This window comes from Xenorhabdus eapokensis, from assembly GCF_001908105.1.
Map to the genome: position 1 here is coordinate 140,640 of NZ_MKGQ01000004.1, position 23,800 is coordinate 164,439.

A 23,800-nucleotide genomic window follows, 5' to 3' on the forward strand; every position below is an offset into this window, starting at 1 on the left:
GAAAAAGCCTGTCAACATTCAACCGGATTATTGGCCTGTTTCGAGTCTGGCATAAGCAGCCACCAGCCACTTAATACCTTCACCCTGAAACGCGATTTGCAAGCGGCAATGCTCTCCACTGCCTTCTATATTGATAATCGTCCCTTCACCAAATTTAGGATGGCGCACACGCTGTCCAAGAGCATAACCACTATCATTAGCACTGATAGGCGTGCCCAACCGTTTGTGGCTGACCGGACGGGATACCGTTGCCCGCAAGCGAACTTCTGCCACGCATTCTGTCGGTAATTCACCAATAAAACGAGACGGGCGGTGATACACTTCCTTGCCATATAAACGACGGCTTTCCGCATAAGTCAGCGTCAGTTTTTCCATCGCCCTGGTAACGCCTACATAGGCCAAGCGCCGCTCTTCCTCCAGCCGATCGCCTTCGTCAATGGACATCTGACTCGGAAACATGCCCTCTTCCATACCCACAATGAAAACTTGTGGGAACTCCAATCCTTTCGCTGAGTGCAAGGTCATCAGTTGCACTGCATCCTGATAGGCATCCGCCTGACTTTCTCCCGATTCAAGCGCGGCGTGGGAAAGGAAGGCTTGCAATGGCAGCAAGTTTTCATCTTCGTCCTGATAGCTGAATTGGCGGGTTGCCGTGACCAATTCTTCCAGGTTTTCGATACGTGCCTGCGCCTTTTCGCCTTTTTCCTGTTGATACATCGCCCATAGGCCAGAGTCACGGATAATGCGATCGGTCTGCACATGCAATGGCATTTCCTGTGTTTCTGTTTCCAACGCTTCAATTAATTCGATAAAGCGTTGCAACGCAGATGCCGCACGGCCAGTCAGCACTTTTTCCTGTATCAATATCAGGCTACTTTCCCACAAGGTTTTTTGCTGATCTCGCGCCGCCTGACGCACAACATCAAGCGTCCTGTCACCAATACCACGGGTTGGCGTATTGACCACGCGCTCAAAAGCGGCATCATCGTGACGGTTTGCCACCAAACGCAAGTAGGACAAGGCATCTTTGATTTCCTGACGTTCGAAGAAACGCTGGCCACCATAAATACGGTAAGGCATGGAAACCTGTAACAAGGCTTCTTCTAAAACGCGGGATTGGGCATTGCTTCGATACAGGATCGCACACTCTTTCAGTGCACCGCCATTATCCAACCAATGCTTGATACGGCCGACAACATAACGGGACTCATCCAATTCATTAAAGGCGCAATAAAGTGAAATTAGCTCTCCCTCGCTGCCTTCTGTCCACAAATTCTTACCCAAACGATCACTGTTATGGGCAATCAGGGTATTGGCAGCTTTAAGGATATTGCTGGTCGAACGGTAATTCTGTTCCAGGCGGATCGTTTCCGCGCCCGGAAAATCGTTAAGGAAACGCTGGATATTTTCTACCTGCGCACCACGCCAGCCATAAATGGACTGGTCATCATCCCCGACAATCATGACCTTGCCGCTATCGCCAGCCAGAAGGCGGATCCAGGCGTATTGAATACTGTTAGTATCCTGAAATTCATCCACCAGAATACTCGTGAAACGTTCACGATAATGTTGCAGGATCTGTGGCTTGTTCAGCCAAAGTTCATGGGCGCGTAGCAACAATTCGGCGAAATCCACCAGCCCTGCGCGGTCACACGCTTCCTGATAAGCCTGATAAATTTTCAGCCAGGTTACCTCTACCGGATTGCCATAACTTTCAATGTGCTGCGGACGCAAGCCTTCATCTTTTTTGCCATTGATATACCACATCCCCTGACGCGCTGGCCACTTTTTGTCATCCAGATTCATCGCCTTGATGATGCGTTTGATGAGGCGGTGCTGATCTTCGCTATCAAGGATCTGGAAATCCTGCGGTAAATTTGCATCAAGGTGATGGGCACGCAACAAGCGGTGAGCAAGGCTATGGAATGTACCAATCCACATTCCGCCCTGACTGGTGCCAATCAGGTTTTCAATTCGGTGCCGCATCTCAGCAGCCGCTTTATTCGTAAACGTGACTGCCATGATGGAAAACGGCGAGGCATTTTCAACTGACAGTAACCAGGCAATCCGATGAACCAGCACGCGCGTTTTACCACTGCCAGCACCAGCCAGTACCAACATATTACTACGGGGAGCTGCGACCGCTTCACGTTGTTTATCATTGAGGCTTTCGAGCAGATAAGAAACGTCCATAATTACCGTCAGTTGTTAGGATTTTTATATAGATTTCAACCTGAAATTATATCAGTGCTATCAGAGAAGCCAAATCAGAAATCTCAATATGTGGCACCAGACGCCCCTCAGATTCCTGCATCAAGTTCTTATTTTCGATGTTGATCCAACAGGCTTGCATACCACTACAAAGTGCCCCTTCTACATCGGTATTCAGATTATCTCCTACATGCAGGATCTGATTTATCGGTAAGTTGAGCCGCTCTGCCGCTAGCTGATACATATCAGGATAAGGTTTGGAACGCCCATCAATGCCCGCTTTCAAGACAAAGTCAAAATAAGGGGCAAGTCCACATGCAGCAGGTTCAGCGTTTCCATTGGTAATCGCCACTAATGGCATTTTTTCCGCCAATATAGACAACGTCTTATGAGTGGATTCTGGAACAGTGATTTGGTTACGCCAGTACATAAAACAAGACATAATTTCATCCGTACCACGTATTGTCTCTTCATTATTGAAGCCGTGGTGGGTAAACATGAGTTCTGCGGATTGCCGACGCCATGAAGTCATATCATGATAAATATCTGGCTTCCGTTCAAGAACCGCCTGGCGGTATACATGCAGATCTCCATGTCCAAAGTGACCGAATTTGGCATCGTACTGCCTGATAAAACACAACACCTCTTTTTCGGTTTTATCGATTACAGGATGGTTATCGTAAAGTGTATCATCCAGATCGAATGTCATCGCAGCAAACGGCGCGATAGGCCGATAAAAACGCATTATGATTTTCCTCGTTTGGCTCTAGGGTGAGCCACATCATAGACTTTGGTCAAATGCTGAAAGTCCAAATGGGTATAGATCTGGGTGGTCGACAGGTTCGCGTGACCAAGTAATTCCTGCACTGCTCGCAGATCGCCGCTGGACTCCAGAATATGAGTGGCAAAAGAGTGACGCAATTTATGAGGGTTAACATGGCTGCTGACACCTTGCCGAATCCCCCACTGTGCAAACCGTTTCTGTACGTTACGGGCAGAAATACGTTTTCCACTCTTGGTGGAAATAAAAACCGCATTATCTTCCGGCTCAAGTAACTCCCGCATTTCCAACCAATGCTGGAGCCATTCCTGCGCCATACGGCCGAACGGTACTTTACGTTCTTTGCTACCCTTCCCTTGTACCCAAACTTCCCCACTTTCTAAATCTAAATGGCGACAATCCAGTCTTACCAGTTCAGACAAACGCAACCCCGCTCCGTACATCACTTCCAGCATAGTTCTGTCACGCACTGACAGTGGATCGTTCAAATTAATATTGAGCAGTTGATTAACTTCATCCACATCCATGTTTTTAGGTAAATGGCGTTTTTTACGGGGGGTACTGACTGTTTTAGCGGGATTGGCTGCCAGTTTATTTTGCATTACCATCCAATCAAGAAAACTACGCAAAGAAGAAAAACGCAATGCAATGCTGGCAGACTGCAATCCTGCCCGACGACTGCGGGCGGCAAACGTTCTGACTTTAGCCGGCTCTAACTCCTGCCACTCACGTATCCCCATCTCCAGCGACATTTCCGCCAAAACGGCCAAATGGCGTCGATAGTTAGTGATCGTGATGGGGCTTAAATGTCGCTCAACCCGCAAATAGCGCAAAAAATCTTCTACGGGCGCTAACAGTAAATCTATCGGCTGAGTCATGCGCGTTCAACCCAATGGGACAACAACCCCGGCAACAGCTTCGCCAAATGGTCGAGAATGTCAGTTCCCATGCCTTCGTGATAATGCTGTTTATCATGGCTACTGAAAATGACCATGCCCAAATCCCCTCGTGCACCTAAAAGGGAAATCGCCACTGAGCCAACATGGAGTGCCTGTGGCATCAACAATAAAATCTCCGGGCCGTACAATTGGCCAAGATAATGATTTTTTTCCCCGAATCGCTTAATGCGGACAGATTCAAAGACCTGGCGAGAGATAGCCAGTTCTGGCATATTCAATGGTGCGCCAAGATGCCATTTATCACTGAATAACCGAATATAACTGTTACTCAAGCCCAATGTTTTTGACCATGAACTTAAGCAGGAAAGAAAGTCCTGTAAGCTTTTGGCACCTGAGAGATCTGACAGTAATTGCAATAAGCTGCTAAACAGCACTTCATTCTGTTTCGCCTGCTCTATCAAATGGTTCAGATCGTCTTCCAAATAACAGATACGTTTCCTCTGACGGCTCATATGCCATTCCATCAAAGAGACACATTCCCGCACCGGATGAGGAACTTTTATCTTATCGACCATATTGGCATTACGGATAAAAAAATCGGGATTATTTAATAAATAATCCACGACTGTCTGATCATCCAGCCTGTTTTTGATGTGCAATGGATCGTCTTTTTTACTCATTTTCCAATGCCCCATATTTCAAGAGAGACTTAGCAAACACAGAATTAATCACAAATGAATCGTACCATCATAAACATGGGTTGCTGGCCCAGTCATAAAAAGTGGTGTGCCTTGCCCATCCCAGCGAATTTGCAATGTCCCACCCGGAAGATCAACCCGAACCTGATTATCCAACAGATCCTGCTGAATACCGATGGCGACTGCGGCACACGCGCCACTGCCACATGCCTGGGTTTCACCAGCACCACGCTCATAGACACGCAAGCGGATATGGCCTCGATTGATGACCTGCATGAAACCAATATTGGCGCGTTCAGGAAAACGTTCATGGCTTTCCAACACGGGCCCCAATATTTCCACTTCGGCAGTGTCCACATCCTCAACCTGTATAACACAATGGGGGTTTCCCATCGACACAACTCCACAAAGCACGGTACGTTCGATGGCACGGATAATATAGGTTTTCTCAGCCTTATTGGCGCGAAAAGGAATTCGCTGTGGCTCAAAATCCGGCTCTCCCATGTTGACACAAACTTGGTCATCATTTGTGATGCTTAATATCATTTGACCTGCTTGCGTGCTGACTTTGATATCACGTTTATTGGTCAATCCCTTAAGACGGACAAAACGGGCAAAGCAACGTGCCCCATTACCACACTGAGAAACTTCACTGCCGTCAGCATTAAAAATGCGATAGTGAAAGTCTAAGTCAGGATCATAGGGCGCTTCAACAATCAAAAGTTGATCAAAACCCACCCCAGTATTCCGGTTAGCCAGACGGCAAATTAACTCTGGAGAAAAATAAACATTTTGGGTCACTGCATCAACGACCATAAAGTCATTGCCAAGACCATGCATTTTGGAGAACTGCATATATGTACGGCTCCAAGAGAAATCACATTACCGAATTACTATCATTAAGCATTCATCGATATATTGTCTTTTAATAAGCTGTTTTTAAATAATTTTCCTGGCTGAACCTTATCCATTTTGTGTATAGGTACTTGTGTTGCAGATGTTTCCGCAGGAGGAAAATAGAGGGGGCCTTTCAAACCACAACCTGCCAGAGAAAGTAATGTTATGATAGCCAGTGACCAACAAAGTTTTTTTTTCATGATATTAATGCCTGTGATTCATGCGCCAATACTCTCTATAATCGCAGCTAGGCCCTGAAATGCAAATAGGAAATAAACATGAACGATAGCGAATTTCATCAATTAGCTGATCAATTGATGTTTCATCTTGAAGAGCAACTGGATAATTACGATGGCGATGCGGATATCGACTATGAAACAAACGGCGGTGTGATGACGCTAAGTTTTGAAAACGACAGTAAAATCATTATTAACCGCCAAGAGCCTTTCCATCAGATATGGCTGGCAACCAAAAATGGCGGTTACCATTTCGATTATCGGGATAGTCAGTGGATTTGTGACCGCAGTGGTAATGATTTTATCTCCATGCTGGCACAAGCGATTACTGAGCAAAGCGGTGAACTATTCCAATTTTCGTGACTATATTTCACCAAAAACCAATAAAAACAATTAGTCAACGAAAGGTATCGAATAAAAGCGCCTGATAAAACAGGCGCTTAGGGTAATTAACAATATCAATAGTGATACAGCGAACGATAAGGATCATGTGCTCCACATGTTTTATCAAGGCACTCGTCAGCATAGAGCCTTGTATCATTCGCTTCTATATCATCCACTGGGTACACTCCCGCTATAAATGGCGTGACATGGATACGCTCACCTTTCTTAACGATTTGATAGAATTGCGGCAAGTTGAAATTGATAAAACTAGAACCATAAGTAAAACGATCATGCGATGATGAATAAAATCGGCTGATATCTCGCACCAACTCTTCTTTACTACCTTCACAATGGGAATAAATTTCCACCCGATTTGATTCATCAAGAATATAAATATTGAACCCTTGTTCGTTTTCAATATCTTCGAAAAAAAACTGGATAATTCCTTCGCAGGCAAAACCATCTATGACAGGCGGTAAGTGTTTTTCTTTAGTCTCAATTTTGACTGGCAGGCCATGCAATTTCGTATTGGAAATTGCACCATAGAATTCCACTGCATTTTCCAACTTTTGTACCGAAACGTTTAACCGTTCAAAGAATAATCCCCATGTTTGCCCTGAAATCCGTAACGCCTTGAAACGGTTTGGATCTTGTCGGTTGCTGGACAGACGTAACTCGATACACTCCGAAACTAATTGCTGAATACGTGTGCGGATTAATCCACGCAAATGTTTGCTATAACAGAATACTTCAACATCAGATGGTGGTGCTGCGTCTCGATGCATTTTGCCCAATATCGTCTTCAATGCTTCCAATACCGATTGTTCGCCACTGAAATGCAAGGTTCTCACTTCATTCCATGAATTGCGGTAAAGCAAATCAATGCTACCTACCAAACATTGCTGCAACTCGCCAAAACTCAAAACATTCAGGTTCCTTAAGTCAAAATGGACGACTTGCTCAGAAAATGCAGCCGTTGGATCTTGCTCTAAATTAACAATGATCGCCAAATGGCGGATTTCACAAGGACTGTATAGTGCTTTGGGTGTGGGAGCAGGTAAACGGATTGGGAAATGAGCGGCAATGTCATCTACCAAATCACATAATTTCTGCCTGTCACACTGAGATCCCCCGTGACGAATATGGAGTCGAGTTTCTTTCGTCAGCAGGCCATTGAAATAGGTCCAGGAAACTAATTTATTCAGATAGCGATTGTATTCCAATGGTTGATGACCAATGATCGATTCAATCGTGGGGGCTTGGTTGTAAAGATACCAGCCACTGCGGTTTACTCGCCCCGGAGGGACATAAATGAAGGTCAGTTCCTTTTCTGACAGATCCGGTGATATCTGGGGATTCACCAAAGTCACTTTACCGGGCAATGCTTCAAAAGCCGCATACAATTTACGGGTCAATACACCAATATCTTGCGGGCTGGCACTCACACTTAAATTATTGCGGCGGGCAAAGCGTATTAAGTTGCGATAACTCTGCATCATGGTGTCAAGTAATTCATTATGGGCATCACGTACCTGCTCAATTTTCCATGAATTACGGTTATCCAGCATGTCTAGTTTATTGTCATCCCAATCCCATTCGCGCACCAACTGGGACATAACCTGACGACGCCATCCTGTACAGCCTTTATCATGCTGGCCTGCCAATAATTTCTCGCATACCTTCAGATAAAAACAACGACGCGCCAAATCAAGGCGCGCAAGATCGTTCGTGGCAGTAAGATAGCGAGTTACACGCTCCAGCATCATGCTATAGGCATCAAGGCCAAAGGAAACAATCGCTCCATCATGAAAATATTGCTTCATTTCCATCGCCAGCAGTTTTCCATTGGGATATTCCCATGAATAAGCTTCCAACAGCAGACTTTTCAATACGGCCTTATAAGGAGAATCCACGCTTTTGTAAAGCTGCCAGAGACTCGCACCAAAATATTCTTCTGCGGACAATTCACCCAAGCCGCCCAGATCCAACCATTCATTTGGCGTCAACACACCTTGGGCATAGAGAGAAAGGACGTATTCATCATAATGAACTTCCTCTTCCACCGGAACCATTGCCCATAATAAGCGTTTGCCAGCCATACAAACCGCTGTACGATAAAATTCATCAAGCAGAAGGATATGTTGGGTAGAACCACAATCTTCACCGTTCAAACTACCAGAAGCATTATGCCGAAAACGGTTTTCATCAATCAGAAAAAAAGTAACCTCAGTACCCAGTGAAGCCGCCCACTGTTCTATCAAGGTACATTTTTGTTCCAATAAAGCTTTTTCGTCACTATCCAACCAGGATTGATGGCAAACCCAAATATCCAAATCAGAAGAGCAACTTTGCCCGATAGAAGAGGTACTGCCCATGGAGTAAATTCCCGTTATCGGCAATTCACCATTAGATACATGTGAAGATACATCTGGCAGGACACCCGTAAGCTGGCTATCCAGATCATTAATCCAAAACTGTTGTGCTTCATCAGGCATAAAAAAGCAAACACCATGAGGAACATCGCTTTTGATATAACCTGGCATCATTGGATGATGATAATGTAATAATACTGGAATTAAACTATAAACTTGCTTGAAAGCGTCACTCATTAAGCTAGTGGCGCGCTCTAATCTAAGTTGGTTAATTGCATCCAGTCGCTGCTTCAGCGTTTCAATATAGAGATACAAGAGTTTCGCCTGATATCAGTTCCAGTGCTTAAAGTAGTCCCCTGTTTCCGATAACACTTGGTATTACAAGATTATTTAAAATTATTTTTACAAACTTATTGTCGGAAACGTGATCAATTTAACACCTTGCAATCAAAGCGTAAAGTACGCAATACCATCTTTTCTCTTCACCTGCAATAGCCGACATATAATTAACTCTTTGTAAAGTATTAAGTTAATCACAAAACAGACACAATAATATGTTTTTTTAGCATAACTATTATCATTGATTATTTTTCATGTCTCGGTTGTAAAGCATTGTAAATACATCATTCTTTCATAAATATTTACGCGAATAATATTTTTCTTATTGTTAAATATTTTCACCGCTTTTTATCATCAAGCTAAGTACAAATTTCAATTTGCTTTTAAATCAATCTGTTTGTTTATTTTCTTCATTAAAATAAAATATTATTTTAATATTTAAAATTATTTTTATTTCATAACCTGTACATCTATAGACTATTTTGATTTTTTCCGGCTTTTTCGTTACTGGAAAAAAAATCATTGAAATGTTAAAACTGGCACTATTTTCTCACTAATTGGTGACTAACTGGTGGCTAAAAACCGTTATTTTCCATCGATTCAAATTGCATAGCAGTCAATGTTGCGGTCAATAAAGCAACTAAATTGAAAGATGAAGAATACAGAAATCATGAGTTAATACAGTCACCCAATACACTTATCTAATATATTTATCCATGACAATGAAAACCATTCGCATCGCTACCCGCCAAAGCCCATTAGCTATGTGGCAAGCGCAATATGTTCAACAGCAACTGAAATACTTTCATCCAGAACTGCAAGTAGAGCTGGTTCCAATGGTGACACGCGGCGATATTATCCTCGATACCCCATTGGCAAAGGTGGGAGGCAAGGGGTTGTTTGTGAAGGAATTAGAGCTGGCTCTGCTTGAGAAACGGGCTGATATTGCCGTCCACTCCATGAAAGATGTCCCTGTCGAATTTCCTGATGGTTTGGGATTGGTCACAATCTGCGAACGGGATGATCCACGGGATGCTTTTGTTTCAGTAAAATACGCCTCGCTTGATGAGCTACCCGCTGGCAGTGTTGTGGGTACATCCAGTTTACGCCGCCAGTGCCAAATTCGTCAGCTACGTCCTGATCTGGCTGTTCGTGACTTACGCGGTAATGTCGGTACTCGTCTGAATAAACTCGATAACGGCGATTATGATGCCATTATTCTTGCAACAGCGGGGTTGAAACGGTTGGGGCTGGAAGAACGCATTCGTATGCCATTAGAACCTGAATTATTGCTACCAGCCGTCGGCCAAGGGGCGGTAGGAATTGAGTGTCGGCTCGATGATCAGCAAACCCGTGAACTGCTGTCACCCTTAAACCACGCAAAAACAGAAGTTTGTGTTCTTGCTGAAAGAGCAATGAACACCCGCCTTGAAGGAGGCTGCCAGGTACCCATTGGCAGTTATGCCATCTGGCAGGGAGAGAACATTTGGCTACGCGCGCTAGTGGGTTCTCCTGATGGCACAGTGATCGTACGCGGTGAAAGAAGGATATCACCAGAAGAAGCCCGTCAAGCGGGTATCATGCTGGCGGAAGAGTTATTGGAGAAAGGCGCACGCCAGATCCTGTCGAGCGTATACCAGAGGAACCTACCGGAATGAGCATTCTGATCACCCGCCCTGTCCCCGCAGGAGAGGAATTGGTCAAGCGACTGCGGTCTATTGGAAAATCAGCCTTCAGCGCCCCGCTCATCGAAATCCGGTCGGGGGCAGATTTGCCATTCCTGTCACAAAAATTGCAATGGTTATCTGCGGGAGATCTGGTTTTTCTATTATCAAAAAATGCCGTTCATTATGCCAATGAACAGCTTATTCAAGCAGGCCAGTCATGGCCTGAACAGTTATCCTATTATGGGATCGGCAAATCAACTTCCCTGATGTTTCATCAATTAACTGGATTGGAAATCACCTACTCTAAACAGGGTGAAACCAGTGAAGATCTACTGCAACTCCCCACCTTACAGACAATGAGCAATAAAAAGATTTTATTGCTACGAGGCAATGGCGGCCGTGAAGTGATGGCCTCCACATTAAGGCGGCGTGGAGGTGAAGTAGATTACTGTGAATGTTATTCACGCCAGCCAGTCAAATATGATAGAGCCAATTTCAGTCGTCAATGGCAGCAATGTGGTATAAAAACCCTCGTTGTTACAAGTGGCGAAATGCTGCAACTGTTATATAACTTAGTAACTGATAGCGATGGAAAAGCATGGTTACTGAATTGCACGCTGATTGTGGTCAGTAAACGTCTTGCTGATATCGCCCAAACCTTGGGCTGGCAAACAATAAAAGTAGCCAAGAGTGCCGATAATGACGCCTTAATCCAGGCGCTGGAATAAATTAATATGGGATGTCCACTATGACGGAACAAAAACAATCTACCGATGCGGTTGAGACAAAACGTCCTCAGCAGCCTGCAACGGCTCCCCATAAATCCAAGAGTTATGGATGGGTGGGTAATACGCTCTCAATTGCCATTTCTTTGGCGATAGGTGTTGGTGGTCTTTATATTTATTATCATGGTCAACAACAGAATGCGGCATTAAAAGCCGAAAATCTCGTTCTTCAACAAGAAATTGCCTCTCTGACACAACAGCAGTCTGCCGATAAGCAAAACTTTGGCGCCAAACTCCAAGAGCTGGAGGATTCCGTACAACAAGCCAACTCACAAAACCAGCGGCTGGATGGTCGCATTGCTGAGCTTCAAAACCGTGTTTCGGCATTTTCAAATACGGATATCGAAAACTGGCGGCTGGCGCAGGCAAGCTCTTTTGTTAAGATGGCGGGTCGAAAAGTGTGGAGCGAACAGGATATCACCACTGCCATCGCCTTACTGAAAGATGCCGACCAGAACCTGGCTGAAATGGATGATCCCAGCCTGCTCTATGCCCGTAAAGCTATCATGGCGGATATCGATTCCCTGACCAAAATCAAGCAGATTGACTTAGACGGTATAATCCTGATGCTAAATCAGCTATCAAACCAAGTCGATCACTTACATCTTGCCAATAAAGTGGAACAAACCACATCAGAGAAAGCAAACGATCATGAGATCACGGCTTCCCTCTCTGATTGGCGTCAGAACCTGAGCAATAGTTGGCACAGCTTTATGGATAACTTCGTTACCATTACCCCACGTGATAACAGCAAAGAGCCACTGCTGGCACCTAACCAAGGTGTCTACCTGCGCGAGAACATTCGCGCCAAGTTACTGATTGCTGCACAGGCGGTTCCTCGCCATCAAGTTAAAATTTATCAGGATGCATTGGAAAATGTTCAATCTTGGGTGAAATCTTATTTTGATACTTCTTACCCTGAGGCAGAAAACTTTTTAAAAAATGTTGTTTCACTGCAAAAGAGACCATTATCCATTGATGTTCCTGAACAACTGAGCAGCCAACCAATATTGGCAGAGCTGGTTCGTCAGCGTATCTATAACTTACCGCATTCCAAGCCATCCCAAACGGATCCTCAGCCTGAAACACAACCAAGGTCGACAACAACAGAAACCACCGATCAGGCAAAAACCCCCGTTGAGGAGAACTGAACATGCTGAAAATATTCTTGCTGTTCATTATCCTTATTGTGGGGATCGTAGTTGGCCCCTTGATGTCAGGTCATCAAGGATATGTTTTGATTCAAACGGATAAGTCCAATATCACCACCAGTATCACCGGTCTGGTGATTATCTTCCTTCTGCTCCAATTCCTGCTGATTTTTATCGGCTGGTGTTATCGTCGCTTAAAACGTACCAGCACATCTACCCATAGCTGGCTCTTTGGCGGATATAAACGTAATCGTGCTCGTTCACAAACTAAACAGGCACTGCTGAAATTCGCCGAAGGAGACTTCAAACAAGTTGAGCGACTGATGGCGCGCAACGCTGACCATGCAGAACTTCCTGTCGTGAATTATCTGCTGGCGGCAGAGGCGGCTCAACGACGTGGTGATTATTTCCACACTAACCAATATATTGAACAAGCGGCAGAAGTTGCTGATAAAGACCTGCTCCCTGTCGATATTACCCGTGTCCGCGTCCAACTGGCACAAGGTGAAATTCATGCCGCACGCGTTGGCGTGGACAAACTGTTGGATCATGCCCCTCGTCACCCCGAAGTATTGCGCTTGGCGGAACAGGCTTACTCTCTTTCAGGCGCTTATCAATCCCTGATTGATATCTTGCCTTCTATGCTGAAAGTTAATCTGCACAATGAAGAAGAGATCTTTAAATTGCGTCAACAAGCCTATATCGGATTAATGAATCAGGTTATGGCAGAGAAAGGCAGTACGGGGCTGAAAATATGGTGGAAAGATCAAAGCCGCAAAATTCGCAATGACATTGTGTTGCAAGTCGCCATGGCTGAGCATTTGATTGAATGCAATGATCACGAGACTGCCCAACAAATTATTTTGGACGGATTAAAACAGCAATATGATGAACGTTTGCTGCTATTAATCCCCCATCTCAAGGTAAATGATTCTGAAACCATACAAAAGACCCTCTCTCACCTGTTAAAGCAACACGGTGCAACTCCATTGCTCAATAGTACACTGGGACAGGTTGCCTTGCGCCATGGTAAATGGGCGAATGCTGAATCGGCATTTAAAGCAGCGCTTGCACAGCGACCAGATGCCCATGATTACGCATGGCTTGCCGATGCACTGGACAAATTGCAAAAGCGTGAAGAAGCCACGCAAATCCGTAATAAGGGTTTTATGCTGACCTTGAAACGTGATAGCGACATTGAAGCATAAAAGCGCGTAACAACACCTCAGTTAACGATGAATGTTGTATGGATGCAATTGAGTCGTTAACCGAGGTACATTCACCACTTGATCTAATGGCAAACTTCCTGAAGTCTATTCTCACTTTTCTACAGACAAAAAAAACACCTATCAAAGGAGACAGGTGTATAAATACCAATCAGGTCTACAGACGGATGGTGCCTCACTCAACGTTGTGTCCGGTTTGCGATGAAAAGACAGAATACTAACTCATCTATAACGTGGACCATAGGCACCGACAATCAGCTCTACATCATCCTGAGGTTTATGAAGTCATATGCTGTCATAAGGAATAGGATGAGTATCTACGATTTTAATTCTGCATTTTACGTGCCAACTTTTTCAACCAGGATAAATTTTCCTTACCCAAGGTTTGACTGGCTTTCCATAATAGAAAACTTAATTTTCACCAAATATCGTTAAAAATACCGTCTCTCATTTGAGACGCCATTTGAGTGATTCACATATAGTAAATATAAATCATGTAGTTGAGTGTCTCCTATTTGAGACATTCAGTGATGCGGTTTGTCGTTGAAATACAACACCAATACAAAAATAGCTTTTAAAACATAATGCTAATGGATTGATAACAACTATAGCATTCAATTTGCCAATCAAAAATCAAACGGAAATTAACAGAAAAGAAAATAAAAAGGGAAAATTTTTTTCAGCAGGAAAAACAGGAAAAAATAAAGTAACGAAGAAGTCGTCAGAAAGAAAAAACCCCGCAATAGCAGGGATTTCTCAGAATTTGGTCGGCGAGAGAGGATTCGAACCTCCGACCCACTGGTCCCAAACCAGTTGCGCTACCAAGCTGCGCTACTCGCCGAAATATATTTTTTATCTTTCTTATGGTGCGAAGGGGGGGACTTGAACCCCCACGTCCGTAAGGACACTAACACCTGAAGCTAGCGCGTCTACCAATTCCGCCACCCTCGCGTTTCATAAAAAAGATGGGGTGGCTAACGAGACTCGAACTCGCGACAACTGGAATCACAATCCAGGGCTCTACCAACTGAGCTATAGCCACCATAACAGCTATCTTTTTACATACAACAACGTCGAACCACGATAACCCATTACCACTGCTCTTGCACGCTTTAAATGGCGCGCCCGACAGGATTCGAACCTGAGACCTCTGCCTCCGGAGGGCAGCGCTCTATCCAGCTGAGCTACGGGCGCTTAACGCCGTTGCGGTGGAGGATAGTACGGATTTAATGTCGTACTGTCCAGTGCTTTTTTAAAAGAAATGATGCGTTTGATTATGCTTTGCTCATTTAGCTGATAAAGCCAGCACTTTTCCACCGCAGTATTACCACAAATAGTTTATTGATTGAAAAACAATCAATAAACTATATCGATTTTTTAGGTGAATACAATGTCATCAACCAATAAACTGATGACACGATCAGTAAAAATATTCCCCCCACTATCAGTGAGAAACGTGTATCCGGGTTAATTGCCATCCCCACTAATACACAGCACAGGAAAATCAATGTCAGGTAATTGACATAAGGGAACAGAATCGATTTAAACCGATGGTGTTTTATGGCTTCCTCATGATGCTGACGGAAACGCAATTGGCTGACCAGAATCACAAACCATGGCACCATACCCGGCAATACACTGGCACTATAAACGTAAACAAATACTGACTGTGGATTTGGTATCAGATAATTCAGGCTGGAACCTGCAATCAAGCAACCAATGGTAATTGCAATACATTTTACCGGCACACCATTTTTCGACAGCTTCAGCAATGAAGCAGGCAATTGACGGTTCTGCGCCAAGGCATACAGCATTCTGCCACCGCTGTACATTCCGCTGTTACAGCCTGACAACGCAGCAGTTAGCACAACAAAGTTAATCACCGCGGCCGCAGAAGCAATACCGACTTTAGAAAAAGTCATCACAAACGGGCTGCCATGTGCTCCAACCTCTGTCCACGGGAACAAGGTTACAACAATAAAAATGGCACCAACATAAAAAATCAGGATACGCCACAAAATATTGTTGATCGCTTTTCTAAGGGTAACTTGTGGTTTTTTTGCTTCACCAGCAGTAATACCAACCAGCTCTACTCCCTGATAGGAAGCAACCACAATACAAAGAGCAAATAAAAAGCCTTTCCATCCACCGGAGAAGAAACCACCATGTGAAGTCAGGTTATCCAAACCAATAGGTTGCCAGTCATTGCCCAAACCGAAAAAAATCAAACCAATGCCAATCAGGATCATCACAATAATCGTTGTGACTTTGATCATGGCAAACCAAAACTCCAACTCACCATACAGCCTTACCGCGGCCAAGTTTGCCAAGGCAACCAATCCAACCGCTACCAGTGCCGAAACCCATTGGGGCAATTCCGGAAACCAAAATTCAGCATAGACGCCAACGGCAGTAATCTCTGAGATCCCGACAGAAACCCACATGAACCAATAACCCCATGCGGTCAGGCACCCCCAGTAAGGGCTTAGGTATTTATGCCCAAAAGCAGCAAATGAACCCGTTACAGGTTCAAGGAACAACATTTCTCCCATGGAACGCATAATGAAAAAGACAAAAAGCCCAGCAATAATGTAAGCCAGCAAAACAGAAGGGCCGGCCCATTTTAAGGTACTGGCTGATCCCATGAACAGCCCTACGCCGATGGTGCCACCTAGCGCAATCAGCTCAATATGACGTGCCTCAAGTCCCCTTTGCAGGCTCTGTTTTGAATCACTCATAAAACTCCCTATCCACTTTTATGATGTCTATACTTGCAAACAGAAAAATACAGGAATTGATAATCAATCGTTGTAAAAAAGGCTGGGATCAAAACACGTTTTGCCGATCAGTGAAATAAAAAAATTATAAAAATAAAGCAAAAACCTGCTGCATATACTTAATGCAGCAGGTAGAAACAGAGAAATTTCGGGATTAGAGCTTACCGCCGTAATAATAGCCAAGGAATCTCAACAACTTTATCTGCCTACGGATACGGCTTGGCTGGGAGAGCAAGCGATACAACCACTCCAGGCCTAGATTCTGCCAGACTTTCGGTGCACGTTTAACGTGACCAGTAAAGGCATCATAGGTTCCTCCAACGCCCATATACAGTGCATCTGGATGTACCTTGCGGCAGTCACGCATAAAGATCTCCTGTTTGGGTGATCCCATTGCTACGGTAATAATCACCGCGCCACTGGCATGAATCCGCTCAAAGACATCATCACGCGTTGCTGGCGTAAAATATCCATCCTGGCTGCCCACGATATTGACATTCCACTGGGTACGCAGTTTGTTCTCAGTCTGCGCCAAGATATCGGGTTTTCCGCCGATGAGAAAGACCGGCGTGCCTTCACGCCCAGCCCGCTCCATCAAGGCTTCCCACAAATCAGCGCCCGCAATACGCGATACATCCGCATCAGGATATTTGCGGCGAATGGCACGTACGATACTAATACCATCTGCGTATAAGTATTCGGCCTCATCCAGCAATGTATTCAGTGCATTGTCTTTCTCTGCTGTGAGTACTTTTTCTGCGTTAATCGCAACCAATGTACCTGTTTTTACCTGTCCATTCAGGAAAAGGTGGTCGAGGAAATGCGGCATACCGCGGAATCCCCAGAGATTGAGACCACGAATGCGGTATTTAGGAATGTTATTCAACGCCATTTTTTTTCCTTACATCCAAAATAACCGATGTTTTTCGCGAAGTAGCCAGATTACTGACCACAAGCTTTCGAATCAGCCCGGCACTTTCAAACAGCCAATACAGCAATTTCGCCGCAACCAGACACAGGCCAAAGACAATACAAAAGAACACAACCCTAGAAACAAAAGAATCTACCCCCTCACGGGCAAGGACAATCATGTTAAAGATGGCGCCAAAGCAGAAAGCCTGCAAAATTGCTGCCTTATAGCGATTGCTTTCCTGTTTTCCTGCTTCATAAATCCAGTCAAACCATTTAATAATAAAACCGACTGCAATCGCTCCCAGAGGGATAAAAAATACTCCCCCCATCACCACAAGAGAACCAATGAGTGTTGGGGAAATCGCAAGACCAGAGCGGTTATTCAACACATCCCAGGTGAAATAATTAGCGGTATTCCAGACCAGGTTGGGCCTGTCCGGCCATACCCAACTGGGAATGAAAACATAAAAATCACGGATAATCGGTGCCAGCCCCTGAAAATCTATTTTGCCGTAATTATCCAGCAACAGTGCCAAATTCTCCCACGGCGAAAAAGTATCCCGCGTGAGATACAGGAAAGTATAAAATGCCTCTGCCCCACTGACTTCCAGGCTATAGCGCTTCAATGCTAACCAGAACATGCCGACAATTCCCATTGCGCCCGCAGTAAACAACATCCACAGCGTGATCCAGCCACGAACGATCCCGATAAACAGGAACAATGCAAACGCGATAATGATATTAGCTCGTGTTCCCCCCACGATCACATAGGTCAGAATGCCAAACCCCACCGTTCCTACCAAAAAGCACAACCATCGTGCTTTGGTTGGTTTCAGGAAAAAAACAACCAGCATGGCAGGAATAAAGAAATAGAAAAATCGCTTGAGCGCCACACCGGAAACCTGGCTGGAAAATATCTGGCTATAGGACTGTAACTTAAACAGCAAAAAACCGTTCTGCATAAAGAACGAACCTACCGTCACGATAGCAATGCCGGCAAGTAGTAACCAGGTCAAATTAGTTTCCACCCGATTCATCGTAAATAGGGGTTTACGCGGCGTAGTCACCGTTAAGTTTTCAGGTTTTATCTTATCGTTAGGCCTTATTTTGTAAGTGAGGCGTGTTTTATAAGCCACATAATAAATGGCATAAAAACAACCAGACGCCAACATCGCATGTAACAATGAATCTACCGGCACCACTGCCACATCAAACTGAAATACCAGCAGGCTGGTCAATGGAAAACCAAAATAGAATGTCAGCAGGTACAACAATGAGAAGAAGACATTAAAATTAAAGCGGACACGTCGAAATTCCTGATACGTCAAGGTCAGGATAAAAGTCACCGAAATCACGTAAACAACAAAAAGCCCACCGAATTGTGTCAAGGTCATTGCTACTCTCCAGATGCATCCAACAGGGCGGTTTTCCACCCCTCAATGAAATTGGGATCAAAAAAAGCAATCGCCTTTTTATCGAGGGACAGCATCTGGCGCTGTGCTTCCTGCACCCAGTGTTTATTAAGCTCATCACCGTCAAACAGAACAGGGATCTGCTGTTCCGTTAAATCATGCCAGAATGGATTTTGACGGCTCAGAACAAACGGAATACCAAGTTGAATCAACAGACAAAGTGTTCCAATACCTTGCTGCCGATTGAAAATGAAATAACCCAAATCGCATTGGCGCAACAATGACAAGTATTCATCAAAGGCGATTTGCTCTTTCAGAATACGAACATTTTGCGCTGGAAATAACGACAAAGCAGTTTGCTCCACGCTCTGGATATAGGCTTGATTATTATCAGGATAGCCCATTGGAATTAGCACCCTTGCCTCATCACCAAACTGGTGGTAGATCTTCTGCAAGGCTGCAATATGACGGTTGGATTGATCCCCCGAATTTCCCAGTAAGATGGTAATGCCTTCCGGTGAGAAGGTTTTCTCCGTCACTGTCAGCGCAGGCTCCATCCGAGCCGGGAAATAGAGCAATGATGATGGCACATCCGGTTTGGCCGGATTTGAACACGGAGCACCATATTGGGAACTTTTCTGGAAAAAGTACCTGAGATCACCATGCGTGGCAAAAATATGCCCCACCCGCTTCTGTGCCAAACGACGAATCAGATAGAATAAACGGAATTTTAGTTGGCGGGATTCTTCATAGAGATCGGCTCCCCAAACATGCCAGAAGAATTGATGCCGCTTAATTTTTCCCATTAATAAAGCCAACCACAAAGCCGCATTAAATTGCCCGTGGAAAAAGAAACGGACTGTTCTGTTTGCCTTCGCTTTTTCTACTACTGCCCGCGACAAGGCAGATTTGCTGTTATAAAGAGAAATAGTCAAATTAGGGTAATTTGATAGCCATGTGTGGTCTTTAGACACCACCATAAAACACGGTTTGGCGGAAAAATGTATTTCCTGTGCCAAGACGTCATTAAAGAAACGCAGTAACGTTTGATTGTGATGTGGGATATCCGATCCCAAAACGTGAATTAGGGTTGTCATGCTCGCCTGCGGTAAATAATAAATACGCTACAACAAAGAATGAAATAAACAATGTAAGTTACCATATATGACTGGGCAGCCCCCAATGCCCCATTGGCGGGTATCAGCCAATGGGAAAAACCCGTCAGTAAAAGGAACTGACTCACTTCAGTCAATATATAAAAACGCAGTGCAGCTTTCGCTATCACCAGATAACCAAAAACATAAGCGCCAACTTTCAACACGTCGCCCACTAACTGCCACGCAAACAGCTCCCGCATAGCGATAAATTTGTCTGAAAATAACAGCCAAATCACGAAATCACGCAACAACCAGACAGAGAAACTGGCAGCAGCGACAGCAGGCAAGACAAATTTCAATGCCTTCACAATTTCGCGGGTCATCTCTTGCTTATTCTCCAGACGAGCAAGAGTCGGCAATAGATAGACAGTGAAAGAGGCAGTGATAAATTGTAAATAAGCATCCGAAATACTGCTTACTCCCTGCCAAATCCCAACCTCTTCCCAGCTATAACGCGTTGCCAGTAAATTTCGCATCATGACGTAAGCAACAGGCAATGTAATGGAGGTCAGCAACGCCATAAGGGTAAACTTGCCCAAATTACTGGCAACTGCACGATCCCACATAGGCTTCAAGACAGAAAATGTAATCACCTTGCGATGCAGTATCAGCAGACCGGCAGGTAACACCACCAATGCCGGTACTAATGCCAAGCCTGCCAATGCCCCTTCATAGCCTCCCAGCCAATAGCAGAAGCCATAAGCCAACATGCCTGTCAGACTACCCAAAATAATGGCTAACGCGTTTCCCTTAGCATCTCTGAACCCTTTCAGGATTGCCAGAAAATAGTTGGCATAAGCGATGCCCATTTGAATAAATGCGAGCGCCTGCACAACAGTTTTGTAATGGGTGTGACCAAATAAGCTAATACTGATGATTTCACTGAATAAAAGGAAGATCACTGCCAATAAGGTCGAAAATCCCAGAATCATCAAGGATGATGTGCCCAATATGGCTCTAAGTTTTTCCGGTTGCTGATGATGTTCCGCTACATATTTTGTGACACCATTAAAAATCCCTGCCCCAGAGAGTACACCTAATACAGTAATGAGCTGGCGAAAATTACCGGCTTGCCCAACACCTGTTGGACCAAAAGATACTGCCAGAAGTTTAATGACCAGCAACCCCACACCGATTTTGATCAGTGTGGAGCCTGCCGTCCAAATAGAAGCTTTAGCAAGTGACATATCAGGCGAAAAATTCCTTGATACGATCGATAACAATTTGCTGTTCTGTATCAATGATGTTGTAGAACATCGGTAAGCGAACTAAGCGGTCACTTTCGTGGGTGGTAAAGCGATCTTCGCCGTGGAAACGGCCACATTTTTCACCTGCGGGACTGGTATGCAATGCCACGTAGTGGAATACGCTCAGGATACTATTCTCTTTCATGTAACTATTGAATGCGCTGCGTTCTTCCACATCTTTGAGCTTGATATAGAACATGTGGGCATTGTGTTCCAAACCTTCTGGGACAATGGGTAAAGCCAAATGTCCAGCGTCTGCTAACGGTTTCAGGGCTTGATAGTAGTTATCCCACAAGGTCAGGCGGCGTTGGTTGATTTTTTCAGCAAGTTCCAGTTGTGCCCACAGGTAAGCCGCTTGCAGGTCAGACAGCAGATAGCTGGAACCAATATCACGCCATGTGTATTTATCTACTTGTCCACGGAAGAATTGACTGCGGTTAGTGCCTTTTTCCCGAATGATTTCGGCACGGGCAATCATGGATTTATCATTGATTAATATCGCCCCACCTTCACCACCGGCTGAGTAATTTTTGGTTTCATGAAAGCTGAAACAACCAATATGCCCAATCGTGCCCAGTGCACGCCCTTTATAGGTGGACATAACACCCTGTGCAGCATCTTCCACCACATACAGGTTATATTTTTTCGCCAGTGCCATGATGGTATCCATTTCACAGGCCACGCCCGCATAATGCACCGGTACAATAGCACGGGTTTTCTCTGTAATGGCGGCTTCAATCTTGTTCTCATCAATGTTCATGGTATCAGGGCGAATATCCACAAACACAATGGTTGCACCACGCAGAACAAAGGCATTGGAGGTCGAAACAAAGGTATAGCTCGGCATGATAACTTCATCACCTGGCTGGATATCCAACAACATTGCCGCCATTTCCAGTGAAGCGGTACAAGATGGCGTCAGCAATACCTTCGGGCAATTAAAACGCTGTTCCATCCACGCTTCACAACGTTTGGTAAATTCACCATCTCCACACAACTTACCGCTAGCCATTGCCTGTTGCATGTATTCAAGTTCGGTGCCGACTATGGGTGGTTTATTAAATGGAATCATTTCGTCCTCTGTATAACCAATATGCGGTGCTCTCAATGGTGGCACCACAGCGTGTATAAAGACGCAAGGCAGTGATATTGCTGATTTGCGTAGCCACTCTCAGCCATTGTATCTGATGGTTATGACACCACTGTTGCGCCGCCGACATTAATTTTTTGCCAATCCCTTGATGATGATGGCCTGGTACAGCAGCCAATAAGCCAATACGTGCTTCACTGTTACCTATGTCCCTTAGGGTGACAAAGCCCACTATTTGACCATATTCATTATTGATAAGCAGACATTGGTGATCAAATGTGCCCAAAACGGCTTTTTCAACCCAGGCAGCATAGAATTTCCCACTGTCCTCCGGTTGATACCAAGGTTCACGGAAACGGCTAGACGTAAATACACGGGCTGACACCGCCTTCAATACGGGGATATCTTCTTGTTTTGCAGAAATTGGTTCCTTTCCCGTATGAATGCCAGAAATATCCCCCGCCTCAATCGCTAAACGTAAATCTACCTCACCCTCAACCAGAGAAAAGCCCAAGGCAGAAAGTTCATCGATAATGCCCGTTTGTTGGGCAGTAACCTTGGCCTGCACCAATTCATATCGATCCAGATCAACCGCCGTCAATGCCGCTGCTTCTGGCGAAAAATTCAGGCGAGCCGTGGATAAACCAAAAAATTGGCTATCCCAAGTTAAGGGTTCAAGGTTGGCGTGAATAGACATTGAGCAAGTTCATCAGATAGTTACCGTAGCCTGTTTTCGTCAAATCCACGGCCGCCGCTTTCAATTGTTCATCACTAAGCCAGCCATTCCGCCATGCGATCTCTTCCAGACAGGCAATCTTGAAACCTTGCCGTTTTTCGACGGTCTGGACAAAAGTACTGGCTTCAATCAGGCTGTCATGAGTCCCTGTGTCTAACCAGGCAAAGCCGCGCCCCAATAATTCAACATTTAATTCACCACATTCCAGATACATCTGGTTAATACTGGTGATTTCCAGTTCTCCGCGCGCAGAAGGTTTCACTAGTTTGGCGAAATCCACGACTTTGTTGTCGTAAAAATAGAGACCAGTCACCGCCCAATTGGATTTAGGCTGTATGGGTTTTTCTTCTATGGAAAGTACCCGATATTGCTCGTCAAATTCCACTACGCCAAACCGTTCAGGGTCCATCACCTGGTAACCGAATACTGTCGCTCCTGTTGTTCGGCCAGCGACTTGTTGCAATTTCGGGCTAAATGCCTGACCAAAAAAGATATTATCCCCCAGAACCAGACAACACGCATCATTGCCGATAAATGCTTCGCCAATCAGAAATGCCTGCGCCAGACCATCAGGTGAAGGCTGTTCGGCATAGCTCAGTTGGATACCCAATTGTTCGCCACTGCCTAACAATCGCTTAAAAGCGGGTAAATCTTCCGGTGTCGAGATGATCAGGATATCGCGTATGCCCGACAGCATTAAAACTGACAGCGGATAATAAATCATCGGCTTGTCATAAATTGGTAATAACTGCTTTGATACGCCACGTGTTATTGGATACAAACGGGTGCCAGAGCCCCCAGCCAGTATAATTCCTTTCATCTG

At 44.8% G+C, this 23,800-nt stretch carries 20 protein-coding genes and 4 tRNA genes; 5 read left to right on the forward strand and 19 right to left on the reverse strand.

The window, feature by feature from the left end; all coding sequences use genetic code 11:
- Positions 1-27: 27 nt before the first annotated feature.
- From uvrD to lptM, 6 genes are read right to left on the reverse strand one after another with little or no spacing between them, the layout of a single operon-like run.
- On the reverse strand, positions 28-2,193 hold the full coding sequence (gene uvrD, locus Xedl_RS04960; RefSeq protein ID WP_074022731.1) for a DNA helicase II: 2,166 nt from the start codon (positions 2,191-2,193) through the stop codon (positions 28-30).
- Positions 2,194-2,239: 46 nt separating this feature from the next.
- Positions 2,240-2,956, reverse strand: a complete 717-nt coding sequence (gene yigB / locus Xedl_RS04965) for a 5-amino-6-(5-phospho-D-ribitylamino)uracil phosphatase YigB (protein ID WP_074022732.1) — start codon at positions 2,954-2,956, stop codon at positions 2,240-2,242.
- The gene (gene xerC / locus Xedl_RS04970) at positions 2,956-3,870 is read right to left on the reverse strand and encodes a tyrosine recombinase XerC (RefSeq protein WP_074022733.1); all 915 of its coding nucleotides are present in this window, start codon (positions 3,868-3,870) and stop codon (positions 2,956-2,958) included. The genes yigB and xerC overlap by 1 nt, the downstream gene beginning before the upstream one ends.
- On the reverse strand, positions 3,867-4,571 hold the full coding sequence (locus Xedl_RS04975; protein WP_074022734.1) for a DUF484 domain-containing protein: 705 nt from the start codon (positions 4,569-4,571) through the stop codon (positions 3,867-3,869). Before Xedl_RS04975 ends, xerC begins: the two co-directional genes overlap by 4 nt.
- 48 nt (positions 4,572-4,619) lie before the next feature.
- On the reverse strand, positions 4,620-5,444 hold the full coding sequence (gene dapF / locus Xedl_RS04980; RefSeq protein WP_074022735.1) for a diaminopimelate epimerase: 825 nt from the start codon (positions 5,442-5,444) through the stop codon (positions 4,620-4,622).
- A 44-nt stretch (positions 5,445-5,488) separates the two neighbouring features.
- Positions 5,489-5,686, reverse strand: a complete 198-nt coding sequence (lptM, locus tag Xedl_RS04985) for an LPS translocon maturation chaperone LptM (protein WP_074022736.1) — start codon at positions 5,684-5,686, stop codon at positions 5,489-5,491.
- Between the two features lie 78 nt (positions 5,687-5,764).
- Here lptM and cyaY point away from each other — a divergent pair, with 78 nt between their 5' ends.
- Positions 5,765-6,085 (forward strand): iron donor protein CyaY, encoded by a 321-nt coding sequence (gene cyaY / locus Xedl_RS04990; RefSeq protein ID WP_074022737.1) that lies wholly within the window; start codon positions 5,765-5,767, stop codon positions 6,083-6,085.
- Between the two features lie 95 nt (positions 6,086-6,180).
- Here the strand turns inward: cyaY and Xedl_RS04995 are convergent, their stop codons facing one another.
- Complete coding sequence (locus Xedl_RS04995; RefSeq protein ID WP_074022738.1) at positions 6,181-8,793, reverse strand: class I adenylate cyclase; 2,613 nt, start codon at positions 8,791-8,793, stop codon at positions 6,181-6,183.
- Positions 8,794-9,533: 740 nt separating this feature from the next.
- Here Xedl_RS04995 and hemC point away from each other — a divergent pair.
- Genes hemC through hemY form a run of 4 tightly spaced genes read left to right on the forward strand, consistent with a single transcriptional unit; the run spans position 9,534 to position 13,628 of the window.
- Positions 9,534-10,475, forward strand: a complete 942-nt coding sequence (gene hemC, locus Xedl_RS05000) for a hydroxymethylbilane synthase (protein WP_074022739.1) — start codon at positions 9,534-9,536, stop codon at positions 10,473-10,475.
- On the forward strand, positions 10,472-11,212 hold the full coding sequence (gene hemD / locus Xedl_RS05005; RefSeq protein WP_074022740.1) for a uroporphyrinogen-III synthase: 741 nt from the start codon (positions 10,472-10,474) through the stop codon (positions 11,210-11,212). The genes hemC and hemD overlap by 4 nt, the downstream gene beginning before the upstream one ends.
- Positions 11,213-11,232: 20 nt before the next feature.
- On the forward strand, positions 11,233-12,420 hold the full coding sequence (gene hemX, locus Xedl_RS05010) for a uroporphyrinogen-III C-methyltransferase (RefSeq protein WP_074022741.1): 1,188 nt from the start codon (positions 11,233-11,235) through the stop codon (positions 12,418-12,420).
- A gap of 2 nt (positions 12,421-12,422) precedes the next feature.
- Positions 12,423-13,628, forward strand: coding sequence for a protoheme IX biogenesis protein HemY (hemY, locus tag Xedl_RS05015; RefSeq protein WP_074022742.1), 1,206 nt, complete (start codon positions 12,423-12,425; stop codon positions 13,626-13,628).
- Between the two features lie 782 nt (positions 13,629-14,410).
- Here the strand turns inward: hemY and Xedl_RS05020 are convergent.
- The 12 genes from Xedl_RS05020 to rfbA form a co-directional block, all read right to left on the reverse strand.
- Positions 14,411-14,487, reverse strand: a tRNA-Pro gene (locus Xedl_RS05020).
- A 23-nt stretch (positions 14,488-14,510) separates the two neighbouring features.
- Positions 14,511-14,597: transfer RNA gene (locus tag Xedl_RS05025), tRNA-Leu, on the reverse strand.
- A gap of 15 nt (positions 14,598-14,612) precedes the next feature.
- Positions 14,613-14,688: transfer RNA gene (locus Xedl_RS05030), tRNA-His, on the reverse strand.
- A 75-nt stretch (positions 14,689-14,763) separates the two neighbouring features.
- Positions 14,764-14,840: transfer RNA gene (locus Xedl_RS05035), tRNA-Arg, on the reverse strand.
- 170 nt (positions 14,841-15,010) lie between these two features.
- Positions 15,011-16,384: a bifunctional threonine/serine APC transporter ThrP gene (gene thrP, locus Xedl_RS05040; RefSeq protein WP_074022743.1), complete on the reverse strand. Its 1,374-nt coding sequence runs from the start codon at positions 16,382-16,384 to the stop codon at positions 15,011-15,013.
- A gap of 193 nt (positions 16,385-16,577) precedes the next feature.
- Entirely contained in the window at positions 16,578-17,315 is a 738-nt protein-coding gene (wecG, locus tag Xedl_RS05045) for a lipopolysaccharide N-acetylmannosaminouronosyltransferase (protein ID WP_074022744.1), read from the reverse strand.
- Positions 17,302-18,729 (reverse strand): ECA oligosaccharide polymerase, encoded by a 1,428-nt coding sequence (gene wzyE / locus Xedl_RS05050; protein WP_074022745.1) that lies wholly within the window; start codon positions 18,727-18,729, stop codon positions 17,302-17,304. The genes wecG and wzyE overlap by 14 nt, the downstream gene beginning before the upstream one ends.
- A 2-nt stretch (positions 18,730-18,731) precedes the next feature.
- Positions 18,732-19,844: a TDP-N-acetylfucosamine:lipid II N-acetylfucosaminyltransferase gene (locus tag Xedl_RS05055; RefSeq protein WP_074022746.1), complete on the reverse strand. Its 1,113-nt coding sequence runs from the start codon at positions 19,842-19,844 to the stop codon at positions 18,732-18,734.
- The gene (wzxE, locus tag Xedl_RS05060; RefSeq protein WP_074022747.1) at positions 19,841-21,091 is read right to left on the reverse strand and encodes a lipid III flippase WzxE; all 1,251 of its coding nucleotides are present in this window, start codon (positions 21,089-21,091) and stop codon (positions 19,841-19,843) included. The genes Xedl_RS05055 and wzxE overlap by 4 nt, the downstream gene beginning before the upstream one ends.
- A gap of 1 nt (position 21,092) precedes the next feature.
- Entirely contained in the window at positions 21,093-22,223 is a 1,131-nt protein-coding gene (gene rffA / locus Xedl_RS05065) for a dTDP-4-amino-4,6-dideoxygalactose transaminase (protein ID WP_074022748.1), read from the reverse strand.
- On the reverse strand, positions 22,210-22,938 hold the full coding sequence (gene rffC, locus Xedl_RS05070) for a dTDP-4-amino-4,6-dideoxy-D-galactose acyltransferase (RefSeq protein WP_074022749.1): 729 nt from the start codon (positions 22,936-22,938) through the stop codon (positions 22,210-22,212). The genes rffA and rffC overlap by 14 nt, the downstream gene beginning before the upstream one ends.
- Positions 22,916-23,797, reverse strand: coding sequence for a glucose-1-phosphate thymidylyltransferase RfbA (gene rfbA / locus Xedl_RS05075; protein ID WP_074022750.1), 882 nt, complete (start codon positions 23,795-23,797; stop codon positions 22,916-22,918). Before rfbA ends, rffC begins: the two co-directional genes overlap by 23 nt.
- Positions 23,798-23,800: the final 3 nt, after the last annotated feature.